Genomic DNA, 16,488 nt, shown 5'->3' with positions numbered 1-16,488 from the left:
TATATGAAAGACGTAAAACAAGAATGGATCAACGTCGCAGTAGAAGCGTTGGATAAAGCATATGTTCCTTATTCACATTTTCCAGTGGGAGCATGCTTAGTAACAAAATCTGGAAAAATGTATCAAGGAATAAATATCGAAAATGCCTCATTTGGTTTAACTAATTGTGCTGAGCGTACAGCTTTTTTCAAAGCTGTTTCAGACGGCGAAAAAGAATTTATTCACTTAGTGATTGCTGGTCATACACCGGAGCCAATTTCTCCTTGTGGGGCTTGTCGTCAAGTAATGGTTGAATTTTGCGCACCGGACATGCCAGTGACTTTAGTAGGAGACAATGGCGTTGTTAAGACAATGACGGTGAAAGAATTGTTGCCCTATGCATTTACAGAAGAAGATTTATAACTCACATTCATTCAGTCAAGTTGACTGTTGAAAAATAAAACAATCACTTTTAGGAGGCTTTACAGAAATGAAAAAAGCAAAATTATTTGGTTTAGGTGCTGTAGCGTTATCTGCTGGGTTATTATTAGGTGCATGCGGCGGGTCAAATTCTACTAGTTCAACTGGTGGAAATAGTGGTTCAAAAACGGCAACTGCGGCGTTAATCACAGATACAGGCGGTGTTGATGACCGTTCATTCAACCAGTCAGCTTGGGAAGGTCTACAAGCTTGGGGGAAAAAGCATGATCTTTCACGCGGAAATAATGGGTTTCAATATTTTCAATCAGCAAATGAGTCGGATTACATTCCTAACATTGATCAAGCATTAAACGCAGGATTTAAAACAATTTTTGGTATTGGCTATAAATTAAAACCTGCGATTGAGGAACAGGCTGCTTCAAATACAGAAACAAACTTTGCGATTATTGATGATGTAATTGACGGAAAAAATAATGTTGTTTCTGCAACGTTTAAAGATAATGAAGCTTCTTACCTTGCAGGAATTGCTGCGGCCTATACAACAGAAACAGACACTGTTGGATTTATCGGCGGAGTGAAAGGGGAAGTGATCGACCGTTTTGATGCAGGATTTAAAGCAGGCGTAGACGCAGGAGCAAAAGCGTTAAATAAAAAAATCCATGTTTTGAATCAATATGCAGGAGATTTTGCTGCACCTGATAAGGGCCGCTCCATTGCTCAAGGAATGTATGCGCAAAATGCAGACATTATTTTCCATGCGTCCGGTGGTACTGGTAACGGTGTTTTCCAAGAAGCAAAATCACTAAACGAGTCAGGCGACAAAAAAGTTTGGGTTATCGGTGTTGACCGTGATCAGTCTGATGAAGGTGACTACACATTAAATGGTGAAAAGAAAAACTTTACTTTAACTTCTACATTAAAAGCAGTGGGAACTGTCGTAGAAGATTTAGCACAAAAATCAGCAGACGGAAAATTCCCAGGCGGTAAACACATTGTGTACGGATTGAAAGAAGATGGGGTTGGTATTACAGAAGGCCAACTTTCAGATAAAGCGAAAAAAGCAGTAAATGAAGCAAAAGAAAAAATTATTTCAGGTGAGATCAAAGTGCCAGAAACACCCGGGAAATAACCGTTTTTTCCTTTCTATAGCCTTGTTGGACGATTGTTTAACAAGGCTGTAGTTTAGTGAACAATAAAATGATTATTTCTTTATCAAGAAGCTGTCCTTAAGCATTAGTTCAAAAAATTAAAACAGGGGGACTCCCTTTTATTTCTCTTCGTGACTACACAAAAATGTTGCTTTTACAACCTCTTGGTAAGGGAATAATCCCCTGATGATTCACTCTGAAGTTTTAGTAGAGAATTATCATTAATCGTTGCTTAGATAGAAATCGTTAGGATGTGAAAAATTGTGGTTCAAGAAAATATTGTCATAGAAATGCGGAATATCACCAAACAGTTTGGTTCGTTCAAAGCAAATGGCAACATCAATTTACAAGTAAAAGCAGGAGAGATCCATGCGTTGCTTGGAGAAAACGGTGCTGGAAAATCAACCTTGATGAATGTACTTTCAGGTTTGTTGGAACCGACGTCAGGTGAAATTCTGATGCATGGAAAAAAAGTAAAAATAACAAGTCCAACAAAAGCTAATCAGTTGGGTATCGGTATGGTTCATCAACATTTTATGCTGGTTGACGCGTTCACTGTTACTGAAAACATTGTATTAGGAAGTGAGCCGAGTCGCTCAGGATTACTTGATCGTCGAAAAGCACGAAATGAAATCAAAAAACTTTCGGAGCAATATGGTTTGTCTGTGAATCCGGATGCTTATGTGCGGGATATTTCTGTTGGAATGGAACAACGGGTTGAAATTTTAAAAACACTTTATCGTGGAGCGGATGTATTGATTTTTGATGAACCGACTGCTGTATTAACTCCTCAAGAAATTGACGAACTGATCATTATTATGAAAGAATTGGTCAAAGAAGGAAAATCCATTATTTTAATTACGCACAAATTAGATGAGATTAAGGCAGTAGCAGATCGCTGTACGGTGATTCATCGCGGCAAAGGAATAGGAACTGTTAACGTTAAGGATGTTACTTCTCAACAGCTGGCAGATATGATGGTTGGACGAACGGTTTCATTTAAGACAATGAAAAAAGAAGCCCAACCGCAAGAAGTTGTATTGTCGATTGAACACCTCGTAGTAAAAGAAAATCGAGGGTTAGATGCAGTTAAAGATTTAAGTTTGGAGGTACGTGCAGGAGAAGTTTTGGGAATTGCTGGTATCGATGGAAACGGACAATCTGAATTGATCCAAGCATTAACAGGTTTACGTAAAACTGAAAGTGGAATGATTCGCTTAAAAGGTGAAGACATTACAAATAAAAAACCTCGTAAAATTACAGAATCAGGTGTCGGACATGTTCCAGAAGATCGGCATAAATATGGGCTAGTTTTGGACATGACGTTAGCTGAAAATATTTCTTTACAAACTTATTATCAAAAACCTTATAGTAGCAATGGCTTATTAAATTATTCTGTGATGAATGACCATGCACGTGAACTGATTGAAGAATACGATGTACGAACGACGAATGAAATTGTTCCAGCAAAAGCTTTATCAGGTGGAAATCAACAAAAAGCAATTATTGCAAGAGAAATTGATCGCAATCCTGACTTGTTGATCGTTGCAAATCCTACACGCGGATTAGATGTAGGTGCAATTGAATTTATTCATAAACGATTGATTGAACAAAGAGATAAATTCAAAGCAGTTTTATTAATTAGTTTTGAATTAGAAGAAATTTTAAATGTTTCTGATCGCATCGCAGTTATTCATGAAGGCAAAATTGTTGGGATTGTTGATCCAAAACAAACCTCTGAAAACGAACTAGGGTTACTGATGGCAGGCTATTCTCTAGAAGAAGCAAAAAGAGAGTTAGAAAAGGTTGGTGGCGTAAATGAATGATCGCAATGAAAAATTTCGCAATCTTCTAGTTCCTATTTTTTCAGTCATTTTAGGATTAATTTTAGGGGCTGCTTTGATGGCTGCTTTTGGATTTAATCCAGTACAAGGCTATTCTTCTATGTTAAATGCCTCTTTGGGGTCTCAAAGAAGTATTGGCGAAACGTTACGTCAAGCAACGCCTTTGATTTTTACAGCATTAGGTTTTTCTGTAGCTAATTCTGCCGGTTTTTTCAATATTGGGCTTTCAGGACAAGCACTTTGTGGCTGGATTGTTAGTGTTTGGACGGCATTAGCTTTTCCTGATCTGCCAAAAGTAGTGTTGCTTCCAATGTGTGTAATCTTAGGTGCATTGGCAGGAGCGATGGCTGCAGCTGTTCCAGGGTTGTTGCGTGCTTTCTTTGGCACAAGTGAAGTAATTGTAACGATTATGATGAATTATATTTTACTTTATGTAAGTACTTTTGTTTTACATGATGTGATGCCGGCGTCTTATCGTTCGAGTCTTGATTCTTCAAATTTGATTAGTCAAAATGCGTCTCTTAGAGTGCCTTGGATGACACAAATGTTTGGCGGTTCACGTGTAAATGCTGGTCTATTTTTGGCATTGATTGCCTTGATTCTTATGTGGTTGTTAATGAAAAAAACGACGTTGGGATTTGAGATTCGTTCGGTTGGTCTAAATCCATTTGCTTCAGAGTATGCCGGAATGAGCAGCAAACGTACCATTGTACTATCAATGGTTATTTCAGGTGCGTTAGCAGGTCTTGGCGGGGTAGTTGAAGGTTTGGGTACTTATCAAAACTTCTTTGTTCAAACCACTTCGCTATCTATTGGATTTGATGGAATGGCGGTATCACTTCTAGGATCAGGTTCTGCTATTGGTATCTTGCTTTCGGCATTGTTGTTCAGTGTATTAAAAATTGGTGGACTAGGGATGCAAACAGGAGCTGGCGTGCCATTTGAAATTGTGAATGTATCTATTGCATTAATTATTTTCTTTGTAGGAATCAATTTCTTAATTCGTTTGATTATGGCAAAGTTCTTTCAAGGAAAAAAACAAGCAGAAATTGTAACGACAATTGAGACGAAACCAACAAGTCAAAATCAAGAGGGAGGAGAGCTATAATGTCAACAATTGAATTAATTGCATTGATCCTCACTTCAACATTAGTTTATTCAACTCCATTAATTCTTACATCTTTAGGTGGCACTTTTTCTGAACGAAGTGGAATTGTCAATGTGGGATTAGAAGGAATCATGGTGATGGGGGCATTTAGTGCAGTCGTTTTTAATTTGACGATGAGTTCGACTTTAGGCAACATGACGCCATGGATCGCTATTTTAGTTGGTGGCATTGTTGGTGTTTTATTTTCATTACTGCATGCAGTGGCAACTATTAGTTTGCGTGCAGATCACATCATCAGTGGAACAGTGATTAATTTAATGGCTCCTGCTTTAGGTGTGTTTTTAATTAAAGCATGGTATGGTAAAGGTCAAACAGATAATATTTCATTGAACTTAGGCTATTTCTCGTTTCCCGGCTTATCAAAGATACCAGTAATCGGTCCTATTTTCTTTAAAAATACTTTCTTACCAGCTTATTGTGCAATTTTAATTGCTGTTCTTGCTTGGTTTATTATCTTTAAAACAAAATTTGGGCTTCGATTGCGTGCTGTAGGTGAACATCCTCAAGCTGCAGATACATTAGGTATTAATGTTTATGCCATGCGTTATTCTGGTGTATTGATTTCAGGTTTGCTTGGTGGCATGGGTGGTGCAGTCTTCGCTCAATCAATTTCAGGAAATTTTTCCGCAGGTACGATTGTTGGTCAAGGATTTATTTCAATGGCTGCAATGATTTTTGGTAAATGGAATCCATTAGGTGCAATGGGCGCCTCTTTATTCTTTGGCTTTGCACAAAGTTTAAGTATCATCGGTGCTCAATTGCCTGTGATTTCTTCTATACCGCCAGTTTTATTACAGATTGCTCCTTATCTATTGACGATTATTGTTTTGGTCGTTTTCTTAGGAAAAGCATCGGGGCCAAAAGCAAACGGTAAAAATTATATTAAATCAAAATAAACGATTAGTGAATAAAAAAGGGTGGGTTACGGGAGATATATTTTCGGCTCGCTCTTTTTATCTAATAGCTATATTAAAAAGAAAGAAGGAAGAATCATGTTTAAACGCATACATTTGATTGTTATGGATTCAGTAGGAATCGGCGAAGCACCAGATGCGGAAAAATTTGGTGATAAAGGATCAGATACACTTGGGCATATTGCAAAAGAAGCTGGTTTGACGATTCCCCATCTTGAACAGCTTGGACTAGGAACAATTCGTCCCTTAGAAGGGGTAGCTAACATAAAAGAACATCAAGGTTATGCGACAAAACTAGAGGAAGTCTCTGTAGGAAAAGATACAATGACGGGGCATTGGGAGATTATGGGTTTAAACATTAAGTCGCCTTTTCGTGTATTTCCTAAAGGGTTCCCAGATGAGCTTTTACAACAAATTGAGGACTTCTCAGGTCGAAAAATCGTTTGCAATAAGCCATACAGCGGTACGGCTGTAATTAATGATTATGGGGAACATCAAATGAAAACTGGTGATTTGATTGTTTATACTTCTGCAGATCCAGTTTTGCAAATCGCCGCACATGAAGACATTATTCCTTTAGAAGAACTTTACCGTATTTGTGAATTTGTTCGTGGAATTACAAAAGATGATCCTTATATGATTGGTCGAATCATTGCACGTCCTTATATCGGTGAACCTAGAAACTTTACCCGAACAAGTAATCGACACGATTACGCATTGAATCCGTTTGGGCACACTTTATTGGATTCATTGAAAGAAGCAAATAAGGATGTAATTGCTGTCGGTAAAATAAATGACATTTTTAATGGACAAGGAATCACAGAATTTGTTCGCACAAAGAGTAATATGGATGGCGTAGACCAATTATTGAAGGTGATGAAGAAAGAGTTTACAGGTATTAGTTTTACCAACCTAGTCGACTTTGACGCATTATTTGGTCATCGTCGTGATGTTGTAGGATATGCTCATGCAATCGAAGAATTTGATTTGCGTATTCCTGAAATTTTAGATGCTATGGCAGAAGATGATTTACTGATGATAACAGCAGATCATGGAAACGATCCAACTTTTGCTGGTACAGACCACACACGTGAATATGTCCCATTATTAGTTTTTAGTAAAAAAATGCAAGGACAAGGGAGTTTACCTCAAGGATATTATTCCGATATTGCAGCTACAATTGCTGAAAATTTTAATGTCTTAGCTACTGAAAATGGAGAAAGTTTTTTGAAGTTTTTGAAATAGAGAAAATTTTTAGCAAATCGGCAAATAGGAATATGATTTGACTGTTACGTAAAAATATTTTTTCATTTTGTTATTTAATATAACTAAAACAACTTCGTGAAAAGAAGGATAAGGATCTATTGAATCGAACAGTAGATAAATAAAAAGAATGATCTAGTGCTAATAAATCCTCCCTTCCATTTAGAAAAAAGGAGAAAGTGAATGACTCAATTAAGTGAAGTATTACAAGAAACGACTCAATTTATTCGATCAAAAGGAGTAAAAGAAATTGATTTTGGTCTGATTTTAGGCTCAGGTTTAGGAGAGTTGGCCGAAGAAATTGAAGAAACAATTGTTATTCCTTATGATCAAATTCCATTTTTTCCAACGTCGACTGTTGTTGGACATGCTGGACAATTGGTTTATGGCAAGTTGTCAGGTAGAAAAGTCTTAGCAATGCAAGGACGTTTCCATTTTTATGAAGGGCATTCGATGCAAACAGTGACTTATCCTGTTCGTGTTATGGCTGCATTGGGGGTACACTCTGTTATTGTGACAAATGCTTGTGGTGGAGTGAATGAATCATTTGTTCCCGGCGATTTGATGGTAATTACTGATCACATTAACTTTACCGGTCAAAATCCTTTAATCGGTCCAAATGAAGAGACGATCGGTCCGCGCTTTCCTGATATGAGTGACGCTTATACTGCTGTTTATCGTGAAATAGCAAAAGAAGCTGCTAAAAAATTAAATCTTTCTCTCAAAGAAGGTGTATATATGGGGTATTCTGGACCAATGTATGAAACACCAGCAGAAATTCATATGTCGCGTATTATGGGGGCTGATGCAGTTGGTATGTCGACGGTTCCTGAAGTAATTGTTGCGGTACACAGTGGATTGAAGGTATTGGGCATTTCATGTATTACCAATCTTGCAGCAGGAATGCAAGTAAATTTAAATCATGAAGAAGTTGTAGAGACAACACAACGCGTAAAACATTCGTTTAAAGCATTGATTAAAGAAACATTGAAATTACTATAATTTTTTACGGAGGAACGAGGATGAGTGTGCATATTCAAGCAAAAACAGGTGAAATTGCAGAGAAGGTTTTATTACCGGGAGATCCTTTGCGTGCAAAATATATTGCAGAAACATTTTTAGAAAAAACTATATGCTATAACAAAGTCCGAGGAATGCTTGGATTTACAGGTATCTATAAAGGAGAACGTATTTCCGTGCAAGGAACAGGGATGGGGATGCCATCTGCAGCGATTTATGCATATGAATTAATTCATTCTTACGGTGTAAAAAGATTGATTCGTGTTGGTACTTGCGGTGCTTTGTCAAAAAATGTACATGTTCGCGATTTGGTTTTAGCACAAGGAGCAGCAACGAGCTCTTCTATGATTGAAAAGGAATTTCAAGCGTTTCATTTTCCGCCAATTAGTGATTTTGAATTGTTGTGGAGGGCTTATAAAATAGCAAAAGATAAAGGTTGTAAAGCGCATGTAGGTAATGTATTATCAGAAGATTCGTTTTATAAAGATGATCTTACTGAAACGTTTAAATTGGCGGATCTTGGGGTATTAGGTGTTGAAATGGAAGCAGCAGCATTATATTATTTAGGAGCAAAGCACCACGTTCAGACGCTGGCGATTATGACAGTCAGTGATCACTTGATTACAGGAGAAGAGACTTCTGCTGAAGAACGACAAACAACGTTTAATGAAATGATTAAAGTTGGTTTGGAAACAGCAATTGCATAGTAAATAGAAAAAGCCTTAGATGAGAACGGGAATGAATTGACTCCCAAAAAGTTCAGCATCTAAGGTTTTTTGTTTTTTAACAAATAGATTATAAGTAGTACTTTTTAGCTACTGTTAAATCATCATTCAATTCATAAACAAGTGGTTGACCTGTTGGAATTTCAAGATCCATGATGTCTTCATCAGAAATTCCTTCAATGTGTTTTGCTAAAGCACGTAAAGAGTTACCGTGTGCTGCTACTAGTACTGTTTTGTTGTCTAGTAAAGCAGGAGCAATTTCGTCTTGCCAGAACGGTAACGCACGTTCTAAAGTAACTTTCAAGTTTTCGCCACCCGGGATGTCGCGCTTGTCTAACATTGCATAACGACGATCGTTGACTGCCGAGCCTTCGTCACTTTCATCCATTAGTGGAGGAAGAGTATCGTAGGAACGACGCCAGATGTGTACTTGTTCATCTCCATATTTTTCTGCTGTTTCTTTTTTGTTTAATCCTTGTAATTTACCATAGTGGCGTTCGTTTAGGCGCCATGATTTAATTTGAGGTACCCAAAGTTGATCGGAGTATTCTAAAATCAGGTTACATGTTTTGATTGCGCGAGTTAAAACGGAAGTGTAAGCGACATCAAATTCAATTCCAGCTTCTTTGATTTTGCGTCCGCCTTCTTTTGCTTCTTCAATTCCTTCTGGTGCTAAGTTTACATCCGCCCAACCAGTAAATTGGTTTAATGCGTTCCATTCACTAAGACCATGACGAGAAAAAACTAATTTTGGCATGTTTAGCTCTCCTTTAAGATAGGTTTTATTTCTGAAAATTTCAGTTCTGCTTTATTGTACAATTTTTTCGATCAAATTTCCATTGAAAAATGAAGTTAGGAAAATAGTAAAGGGAAAATAAGAAATATAAAAATATTTATAAAGAATACAACATTCGGCAGAGTAGTCAGTTCATTTTTGCAACTGACTACTCTGCCGAATGTTTTAAAGCAAATGCAAGTAAGAAGTTTGAATAAAATTAATATTGAAATTTTTTATTAGTTGAAAAATGCATAATGAGTTGTTTCTTAATATAATTGCTGAATTTCTTCTTCTGGGAGATTAATATATTTGTAACAAGTACCAACTGATACGCCGCACTTTGTAGAAATCAACTGAATTGTTTCTTTTTTTTCATAATACAATCGTCGAATTTTTTTGATTGTTTTGAGATCAATTTTTGGGCGTCCACCAATTTTTCCTTTTTTACGGGCTTCGTTGAGACCGATAAGGGTGCGTTCTTTGATTAAAGAACATTCCATGATAGCCAAGCCTTCCATTAATTGAAAATAAGTTCTTCCCATCGGTTTACGTGTATCTATTTTTTCTTGGATGCTTACTAGATGTAAGCCACGGTCATTGAATAATTGTGTTAATTCTGTTAATTGACGAGTAGACTTACCTAATCGATGAAGTTGGCAAATAACTAAAGTATCGCCTTGTTGCATTTCTTTGATTACTTTTTCTAAACAAATATTACTAGATATTGTATCCTTAGACTCATATGTTTCGTGAAAAATTTCATGACAACCAAAATGAGAGAGCTGCTTCACTTGCGGCGTAAGATCAGCATCATTTATGGTTGTGCGTGCATAACCAATAATCTTCATGGTGATTCCTTTCTAGCAATGATTTTCTGCCTATATATAACAGTAAAAATGTAGCATAAAGTTCGTTGAAAAGATAGTTTTTTTGTGTTTTTTTAACAAGTCATTTTTTAATTGTTCTCATGATCTATCTTTAATGAATGCGGTGTCTCAGTAACGGTTACTCCATGCGTTGATGCAACAATTACTTTTGAAACCATATTTAAAAAAAGACCATGTTCCACCACACCTACTAATTGGTCGAGGTACTTTGCTAAGGTTTCAGGAGCATCGATCGTTTGAAGATGCAAATCAATAATGTAATGTCCACTATCGGTTAATAGCGTTTGATTTGATTTTGTTTTACGTAAAACTGGATGGTATCCTTTTTCAGTAAAGAGACGCATCAATTGTTGTGAACCATAAGGAATCACTTCGATAGGAAGAGGAAATTTCCCCAATTTATCTACCAATTTTGATTCGTCAACAATCCAAATGATTTGTTTTGAATACGTCGCAACAATTTTTTCAAAAAGAAGGGCAGCACCTCCGCCTTTAATTCCTTGAAAATTTTGGCTAATTTCATCTGCTCCATCGATGGTCAGGTCAACCTTAGAAACCTCATCGATACTCTTTAAGGGAATATTGAGTTTTTTAGCTTGTTCTTTAGTTGCATTGGAGGTAGTAACCCCCGTAATTTTCAATCCTTCCTCACGTATCCGTCGCCCAATTTCTTCTACCATATAATAAGCAGTAGAGCCTGTACCTAAGCCGATGATCATTCCGTCTTTTACAAATTTAGCTGCTTCAATCCCTGCGGCTTTTTTTAAATTCATTTATTATGCCCACCTTTCTGTTTTATTTATAGTTATTTTATATTGAATCTTAAGAAAAAGATAGCATCCTTTTTTCATTTCAGTATTGTTAAAAAAAATACATAACACTAGTTGACAACTTTTTTTATTCATGATATTCTGACCAAGGTGCTTTATCTACAGGTCTCTAGTTAAAGAGACGTGCTGACTGTTTATTAAAGCATATTTGATAAGGATGCAGGAGCTGCATTTATTTTTTATCGTAAAAAGAACCACCTGGATGTGTGGAACTAGATGCGAATCGTGGGAAGGAGGAAATAAGGAATGCCTACAATTAATCAATTAGTACGTAAACCTCGTAAATCAAAGGTGGAAAAATCTAATTCACCTGCTTTAAACAAAGGATATAACAGCTTTAAAAAGACTCAAACAAACGTGAATTCTCCTCAAAAACGTGGGGTAGCAACTCGTGTGGGTACAATGACACCTAAAAAACCGAACTCAGCTTTACGTAAATATGCTCGTGTTCGTTTGTCAAACTTAATTGAAGTTACTGCTTATATCCCGGGAATTGGTCACAACTTGCAAGAACACAGTGTGGTATTGTTACGCGGTGGACGTGTAAAGGACTTACCAGGGGTACGTTACCATATCGTTCGTGGGGCACTAGATACTGCTGGTGTAAACGATCGTAAACAAAGCCGTTCTAAATACGGTACTAAAAAACCTAAAGCTTAATTTTAATTATTAAACAAATGAAACTTGTCTTACTAATTCAAAGTAGGGCAATTACTTATGAAGAATATTTCGGAAGGAGGAGTTACGGATGCCACGTAAAGGTCCTGTTGCAAAACGTGATGTTTTACCAGATCCTATTTATAACTCAAAATTAGTAACTCGCTTAATCAACCGTGTAATGGTTGATGGAAAACGCGGTGTTGCATCTAGTATTATTTATAACGCCTTTGATTTGATCAAAGAATCTACAGGTAATGATCCATTAGAAGTGTTTGAACAAGCAATGAAAAATGTGATGCCTGTTCTTGAAGTAAAAGCGCGTCGTGTCGGGGGGTCAAACTATCAAGTGCCAGTTGAAGTTCGTCCTGAACGTCGTACAACTTTAGCTCTTCGCTGGGTGGTAAGCTATGCTCGTTTGCGCGGCGAACACACAATGGAAGAACGTCTAGCAAAAGAAATCATGGATGCTGCAAATAACACTGGTGCTTCTGTTAAAAAACGTGAAGACACTCATAAAATGGCTGATGCTAACCGTGCATTTGCTCATTATCGTTGGTAAGATCCTCTCTGCCTGTTGGTTTAAACAACAGCAGAAAGTCAATTTACAATCGATTTAAATGAAGAGAGGAGTAAGAAAATGGCAAGAGAATTTTCGCTAGAAAAAACTCGTAATATTGGTATCATGGCTCACGTTGATGCAGGTAAAACGACAACGACAGAGCGTATCTTGTACTATACCGGTAAAATCCATAAAATTGGTGAAACCCATGAAGGAGCTTCACAAATGGACTGGATGGAACAAGAACAAGAACGTGGTATCACAATTACCTCTGCTGCGACTACTGCGCAGTGGAAAGGTTACCGTGTAAATATCATTGATACACCCGGACACGTAGACTTCACGATTGAAGTACAGCGTTCTTTACGTGTATTGGATGGTGCGGTAACTGTACTTGACTCACAGTCAGGGGTTGAACCTCAAACTGAAACAGTTTGGCGTCAAGCAACTGAATACCGAGTGCCTCGTATCGTATTCTGTAACAAAATGGATAAAATTGGTGCAGATTTCTTGTATTCAGTAAAAACTTTACATGATCGTTTGCAAGCAAATGCACATCCAATTCAGTTACCGATTGGTTCTGAAGAGAACTTCACTGGTATCATTGACTTGGTTAAAATGAAAGCTGAAATCTATACGAATGATTTAGGAACAGATATTCAAGAAACTGAGATTCCTGAAGAATATCTGGAACAAGCACAAGAATGGCGTGAAAAATTAGTTGAAGCGGTTGCTGAAACCGATGAAGAACTAATGATGAAATATCTTGAAGGTGAAGAAATCACTCAAGAGGAATTGATTGCTGGTATTCGTCGCGCAACGATCAATGTTGAATTCTTCCCAGTTTTAGCTGGTTCTGCATTTAAGAACAAAGGGGTTCAATTAATGTTGGATGCCGTTCTTGATTACTTGCCTTCGCCAGTAGATATCGAAGCAATCAAAGGGATTGATACGAAAACTGATGAAGAAACAACACGCCCGGCTGATGATGAAGCACCTTTTGCTTCACTAGCTTTTAAAGTAATGACTGACCCATTTGTAGGTCGTCTAACGTTCTTCCGTGTTTATTCTGGTGTCCTTGAGAGTGGTTCGTATGTATTGAATGCTTCTAAAGGCAAAAAAGAACGTATCGGACGTATTTTGCAGATGCACGCCAATACGCGTCAAGAGATTGACAAAGTGTATTCAGGTGATATTGCTGCTGCTGTGGGATTGAAAGATACAACGACGGGTGATACCTTATGTGCATTAGATGCACCGGTTATTCTTGAATCAATTGAGTTTCCTGAACCAGTTATTCAAGTTGCTGTTGAGCCTAAATCAAAAGCAGACCAAGATAAAATGGGCGTTGCGTTGCAAAAACTTGCAGAAGAAGACCCATCATTTCGTGTTGAAACAAACGTTGAAACGGGCGAAACAGTTATTTCTGGTATGGGTGAATTGCACTTAGACGTTTTAGTAGATCGTATGAAACGTGAATTCAAAGTTGAAGCGAATGTGGGTGCTCCACAAGTTTCTTACCGTGAAACATTCCGTGAAACAACAAAAGCTGAAGGAAAGTTTGTACGTCAATCTGGTGGTAAAGGACAATACGGACACGTGTGGATTGAATTTACACCAAATGAAGAAGGTAAAGGTTTTGAATTTGAAAATGCAATTGTTGGTGGAGTAGTTCCTCGCGAATACATTCCAGCAGTTGAAAAAGGGTTAGAAGAATCTATGAATAACGGAGTACTTGCTGGCTACCCATTGGTAGACATCAAAGCAAAACTTTATGATGGTTCTTATCATGATGTCGATTCAAATGAAACAGCCTTCCGTGTGGCGGCTTCTATGGCTTTACGAGCTGCTGCAAAACACGCACGTCCTGTTATTTTAGAACCAATGATGAAAGTAACGATTACTGTTCCAGAAGATTATTTAGGGGATATTATGGGACATGTAACAAGCCGACGCGGACGCGTTGAAGGCATGGAAGCACACGGAAATTCACAAATCGTTAATGCGATTGTTCCATTAGCTGAAATGTTTGGTTACGCAACTACTTTGCGTTCTGCAACGCAAGGACGTGGTACGTTCATGATGGTCTTTGACCACTACGAAGACGTACCTAAATCCGTGCAAGAAGAAATCATTAAGAAAAACGGCGGAAAAGCTGAATAATTTCTTAAAACTGATAGTCTGCATGACAGATTATTCAAAGAGACTATATTTTTAATATAGTTTCGTGTAAAATAATTATCGATGATATGGGCATGAGTTAGGCGCTAAGTTTACCACATACCTATCAGAAAAATAAATTGTATTTTTAGGAGGACTTTTAAAATGGCAAAAGAAAAATTTGACCGTTCTAAACCACACGTTAACATTGGTACAATCGGACACGTTGACCACGGTAAAACTACTTTAACAGCAGCAATTACAACGGTATTATCTAAGAAAAACGGCGGCCAAGCTATGGCTTACGATCAAATTGATGGTGCTCCAGAAGAACGCGAACGCGGAATCACAATTTCAACAGCTCACGTTGAATATGAAACTGATACTCGTCACTATGCGCACGTTGACTGCCCAGGACACGCGGATTATGTTAAAAACATGATTACTGGTGCTGCTCAAATGGACGGAGCGATCTTGGTAGTGTCTGCTGCTGATGGTCCTATGCCACAAACTCGTGAACACATTCTACTATCTCGTCAAGTTGGTGTTCCTTACATTGTTGTATTCTTAAACAAAGTGGATATGGTTGACGATGAAGAATTACTAGAATTAGTTGAAATGGAAGTTCGTGACTTATTGACAGAATATGAATTCCCTGGCGACGATGTTCCTGTAGTTGCTGGTTCGGCTTTGAAAGCTTTAGAAGGCGATGCTTCATATGAAGAAAAAATTCTTGAGTTAATGGCTGCAGTTGACGAATATATTCCAACTCCAGAACGTGACAACGACAAACCATTCATGATGCCAGTGGAAGATGTATTTTCAATTACTGGACGTGGTACGGTTGCTACAGGTCGTGTGGAACGTGGACAAGTTCGTGTTGGTGACGAAGTTGAAATCGTTGGTATTGCAGAAGAAACAGCTAAAACGACTGTAACTGGTGTTGAAATGTTCCGTAAATTATTAGATTATGCTGAAGCTGGTGACAACATTGGTGCGTTGTTGCGTGGTGTTGCACGTGAAGATATTCAACGTGGGCAAGTTTTAGCTAAACCAGGTACAATTACACCACATACAAAATTCTCTGCTGAAGTGTATGTATTAACAAAAGAAGAAGGTGGACGTCATACACCGTTCTTTACTAACTATCGCCCACAATTCTACTTCCGTACAACTGATGTAACAGGTGTTGTTGAATTACCAGAAGGTACTGAAATGGTTATGCCTGGCGATAACGTAACAATGGAAGTTGAATTGATTCACCCAATCGCTATCGAGAATGGAACGAAATTCTCAATCCGTGAAGGTGGACGTACGGTTGGTGCCGGCGTCGTTACTGAAATCAAAGCTTAATTAATTTAAGCTTCACAAAGTTACATTTATTCGGACGTTGAAGTCTGAAATGAGGATCTTTAGAATCTTCATTTCAGACTTTTTTTCTTAGTTAAAATTTAACTTTGCGATCGTTTTAAGTTATCCAAAGAACAGAACAAAAAATACGTGTAGTATAAACAAGGAGGTCGAATAAATGCCTCTAAATAAAAGAGAAAAAGAAATGATCAAATACTTTGTTAAATATGAATTGACCTTCACTGTTCAAGAGCTAGCTAGATTTGCTCGTGTTTCTACGAAAAAGGTGTATTGCACGATCAAAAAATCAAGAGCTATTAGAAAGAAGAAACATGAATTTACTTTATTTGTTGTTTAAATCACTTAAGATGATGTTTTAGAAAAGATTAAAGAAAAAGACAACGCTTTTCTAATTTTATATGGTGGTTCAGATAATCCAGATGAAGAAATTAAAAAAGCTGTACAAATTGGAATTCAAAAAGTCAATATTTCTTCAGATTCTAAATAATGTTATGAAATTTTAACGTCTACAGAACTGTGGCATCCCAATGCTTTTAATTTGAATGTATGGAGCCCTCAAAAGTAGTTGTGAGACAAAAAATGGTGCTTTTTCATTCTATTGTACGAGCAAAGACATATTGACAAGAAAATACTCAACCTTAGCGTTACGGATTGAGTTAAAAAAGGGAAGATCTTTAGCAGAAAATAGTCTAAGTGGTAAAGTTAAGGGAAACAATGATAGTTCTGCAATCTTTATTAGAT

17 protein-coding genes are annotated in these 16,488 nt (G+C 37.4%); 14 read left to right on the top strand and 3 right to left on the bottom strand.

Translation table 11 applies throughout. The features are described from left to right. The first annotated feature begins 3 nt into the window (after positions 1–3). The 8 genes from RV14_RS01960 (at position 4) to deoD (ending at position 8,484) form a co-directional block, all read left to right on the top strand. On the top strand, positions 4–402 hold the full coding sequence (locus RV14_RS01960; RefSeq protein WP_071854659.1) for a cytidine deaminase: 399 nt from the start codon (positions 4–6) through the stop codon (positions 400–402). Positions 403–469: 67 nt separating this feature from the next. Next, the gene (locus RV14_RS01955) at positions 470–1,549 is read left to right on the top strand and encodes a BMP family lipoprotein (RefSeq protein WP_071854658.1); all 1,080 of its coding nucleotides are present in this window, start codon (positions 470–472) and stop codon (positions 1,547–1,549) included. A gap of 282 nt (positions 1,550–1,831) precedes the next feature. Continuing rightward, the gene (locus RV14_RS01950; RefSeq protein ID WP_071854657.1) at positions 1,832–3,394 is read left to right on the top strand and encodes an ABC transporter ATP-binding protein; all 1,563 of its coding nucleotides are present in this window, start codon (positions 1,832–1,834) and stop codon (positions 3,392–3,394) included. Further along, entirely contained in the window at positions 3,387–4,520 is a 1,134-nt protein-coding gene (locus RV14_RS01945) for an ABC transporter permease (RefSeq protein WP_071854656.1), read from the top strand. The genes RV14_RS01950 and RV14_RS01945 overlap by 8 nt, the downstream gene beginning before the upstream one ends. Beyond that, positions 4,520–5,476, top strand: coding sequence for an ABC transporter permease (locus RV14_RS01940; RefSeq protein ID WP_071854655.1), 957 nt, complete (start codon positions 4,520–4,522; stop codon positions 5,474–5,476). Before RV14_RS01945 ends, RV14_RS01940 begins: the two co-directional genes overlap by 1 nt. Before the next feature lie 96 nt (positions 5,477–5,572). Continuing rightward, positions 5,573–6,739 carry a phosphopentomutase gene (gene deoB / locus RV14_RS01935; protein ID WP_071854654.1) on the top strand — a complete coding sequence of 389 codons (1,167 nt, stop codon included), beginning with the start codon at positions 5,573–5,575 and terminating at the stop codon, positions 6,737–6,739. Positions 6,740–6,940: 201 nt separating this feature from the next. Then, positions 6,941–7,759: a purine-nucleoside phosphorylase gene (locus RV14_RS01930; protein WP_071854653.1), complete on the top strand. Its 819-nt coding sequence runs from the start codon at positions 6,941–6,943 to the stop codon at positions 7,757–7,759. 20 nt (positions 7,760–7,779) lie between these two features. Continuing rightward, positions 7,780–8,484 carry a purine-nucleoside phosphorylase gene (deoD, locus tag RV14_RS01925; protein WP_071854652.1) on the top strand — a complete coding sequence of 235 codons (705 nt, stop codon included), beginning with the start codon at positions 7,780–7,782 and terminating at the stop codon, positions 8,482–8,484. A gap of 88 nt (positions 8,485–8,572) precedes the next feature. On the opposite strand, the gene gpmA is transcribed toward deoD, so the two are convergent. From gpmA to rpiA, 3 genes are all read right to left on the bottom strand, one after another. After that, complete coding sequence (gene gpmA, locus RV14_RS01920; RefSeq protein WP_071854651.1) at positions 8,573–9,259, bottom strand: 2,3-diphosphoglycerate-dependent phosphoglycerate mutase; 687 nt, start codon at positions 9,257–9,259, stop codon at positions 8,573–8,575. A 287-nt stretch (positions 9,260–9,546) separates the two neighbouring features. After that, entirely contained in the window at positions 9,547–10,128 is a 582-nt protein-coding gene (locus tag RV14_RS01915) for a recombinase family protein (protein ID WP_071854650.1), read from the bottom strand. Positions 10,129–10,235: 107 nt separating this feature from the next. Beyond that, positions 10,236–10,940 carry a ribose-5-phosphate isomerase RpiA gene (gene rpiA, locus RV14_RS01910; protein WP_071854649.1) on the bottom strand — a complete coding sequence of 235 codons (705 nt, stop codon included), beginning with the start codon at positions 10,938–10,940 and terminating at the stop codon, positions 10,236–10,238. 303 nt (positions 10,941–11,243) lie between these two features. On the opposite strand from rpiA, the gene rpsL reads away from it, so the two are divergent. The 6 genes from rpsL to RV14_RS12965 all read left to right on the top strand — a co-directional run bounded on the left by rpsL (position 11,244) and on the right by RV14_RS12965 (position 16,234). Then, entirely contained in the window at positions 11,244–11,657 is a 414-nt protein-coding gene (gene rpsL, locus RV14_RS01900) for a 30S ribosomal protein S12 (RefSeq protein ID WP_002294318.1), read from the top strand. Between the two features lie 88 nt (positions 11,658–11,745). Next, a complete protein-coding gene (gene rpsG, locus RV14_RS01895) occupies positions 11,746–12,216 on the top strand; it encodes a 30S ribosomal protein S7 (RefSeq protein ID WP_071854648.1) in 471 nt (156 codons plus the stop codon). Positions 12,217–12,294: 78 nt separating this feature from the next. Next, positions 12,295–14,379: an elongation factor G gene (gene fusA, locus RV14_RS01890; RefSeq protein ID WP_071854647.1), complete on the top strand. Its 2,085-nt coding sequence runs from the start codon at positions 12,295–12,297 to the stop codon at positions 14,377–14,379. A 162-nt stretch (positions 14,380–14,541) separates the two neighbouring features. Next, positions 14,542–15,729: an elongation factor Tu gene (gene tuf, locus RV14_RS01885; protein ID WP_071854646.1), complete on the top strand. Its 1,188-nt coding sequence runs from the start codon at positions 14,542–14,544 to the stop codon at positions 15,727–15,729. A gap of 175 nt (positions 15,730–15,904) precedes the next feature. Further along, on the top strand, positions 15,905–16,084 hold the full coding sequence (locus RV14_RS01880) for a hypothetical protein (protein ID WP_071854645.1): 180 nt from the start codon (positions 15,905–15,907) through the stop codon (positions 16,082–16,084). Between the two features lie 27 nt (positions 16,085–16,111). After that, entirely contained in the window at positions 16,112–16,234 is a 123-nt protein-coding gene (locus RV14_RS12965) for a class II fructose-bisphosphate aldolase (protein WP_217265344.1), read from the top strand. The last annotated feature ends 254 nt before the right edge of the window (positions 16,235–16,488 follow it).

Source organism: Enterococcus ratti (assembly GCF_001886195.1).
Taxonomy (GTDB): Bacteria; Bacillota; Bacilli; order Lactobacillales; family Enterococcaceae; genus Enterococcus_B; species Enterococcus_B ratti.
The sequence above is the reverse complement of the archived record's forward strand: the minus strand, read 5'-3'. Positions and strand labels throughout refer to the sequence as shown.

Bases quoted from the DNA above. Each gene is read 5' to 3' on its own strand.
- RV14_RS01960 (WP_071854659.1), top strand. From the start codon at position 4: ATGAAAGACGTAAAACAAGAATGGATCAACGTCGCAGTAGAAGCGTTG.
- RV14_RS01955 (WP_071854658.1), top strand. From the start codon at position 470: ATGAAAAAAGCAAAATTATTTGGTTTAGGTGCTGTAGCGTTATCTGCT.
- RV14_RS01945 (WP_071854656.1), top strand. From the start codon at position 3,387: ATGAATGATCGCAATGAAAAATTTCGCAATCTTCTAGTTCCTATTTTT.
- RV14_RS01940 (WP_071854655.1), top strand. From the start codon at position 4,520: ATGTCAACAATTGAATTAATTGCATTGATCCTCACTTCAACATTAGTT.
- deoB (WP_071854654.1), top strand. From the start codon at position 5,573: ATGTTTAAACGCATACATTTGATTGTTATGGATTCAGTAGGAATCGGC.
- RV14_RS01930 (WP_071854653.1), top strand. From the start codon at position 6,941: ATGACTCAATTAAGTGAAGTATTACAAGAAACGACTCAATTTATTCGA.
- deoD (WP_071854652.1), top strand. From the start codon at position 7,780: ATGAGTGTGCATATTCAAGCAAAAACAGGTGAAATTGCAGAGAAGGTT.
- gpmA (WP_071854651.1), bottom strand. From the start codon at position 9,259: ATGCCAAAATTAGTTTTTTCTCGTCATGGTCTTAGTGAATGGAACGCA.
- RV14_RS01915 (WP_071854650.1), bottom strand. From the start codon at position 10,128: ATGAAGATTATTGGTTATGCACGCACAACCATAAATGATGCTGATCTT.
- rpiA (WP_071854649.1), bottom strand. From the start codon at position 10,940: ATGAATTTAAAAAAAGCCGCAGGGATTGAAGCAGCTAAATTTGTAAAA.
- rpsL (WP_002294318.1), top strand. From the start codon at position 11,244: ATGCCTACAATTAATCAATTAGTACGTAAACCTCGTAAATCAAAGGTG.
- rpsG (WP_071854648.1), top strand. From the start codon at position 11,746: ATGCCACGTAAAGGTCCTGTTGCAAAACGTGATGTTTTACCAGATCCT.
- fusA (WP_071854647.1), top strand. From the start codon at position 12,295: ATGGCAAGAGAATTTTCGCTAGAAAAAACTCGTAATATTGGTATCATG.
- tuf (WP_071854646.1), top strand. From the start codon at position 14,542: ATGGCAAAAGAAAAATTTGACCGTTCTAAACCACACGTTAACATTGGT.
- RV14_RS01880 (WP_071854645.1), top strand. From the start codon at position 15,905: ATGCCTCTAAATAAAAGAGAAAAAGAAATGATCAAATACTTTGTTAAA.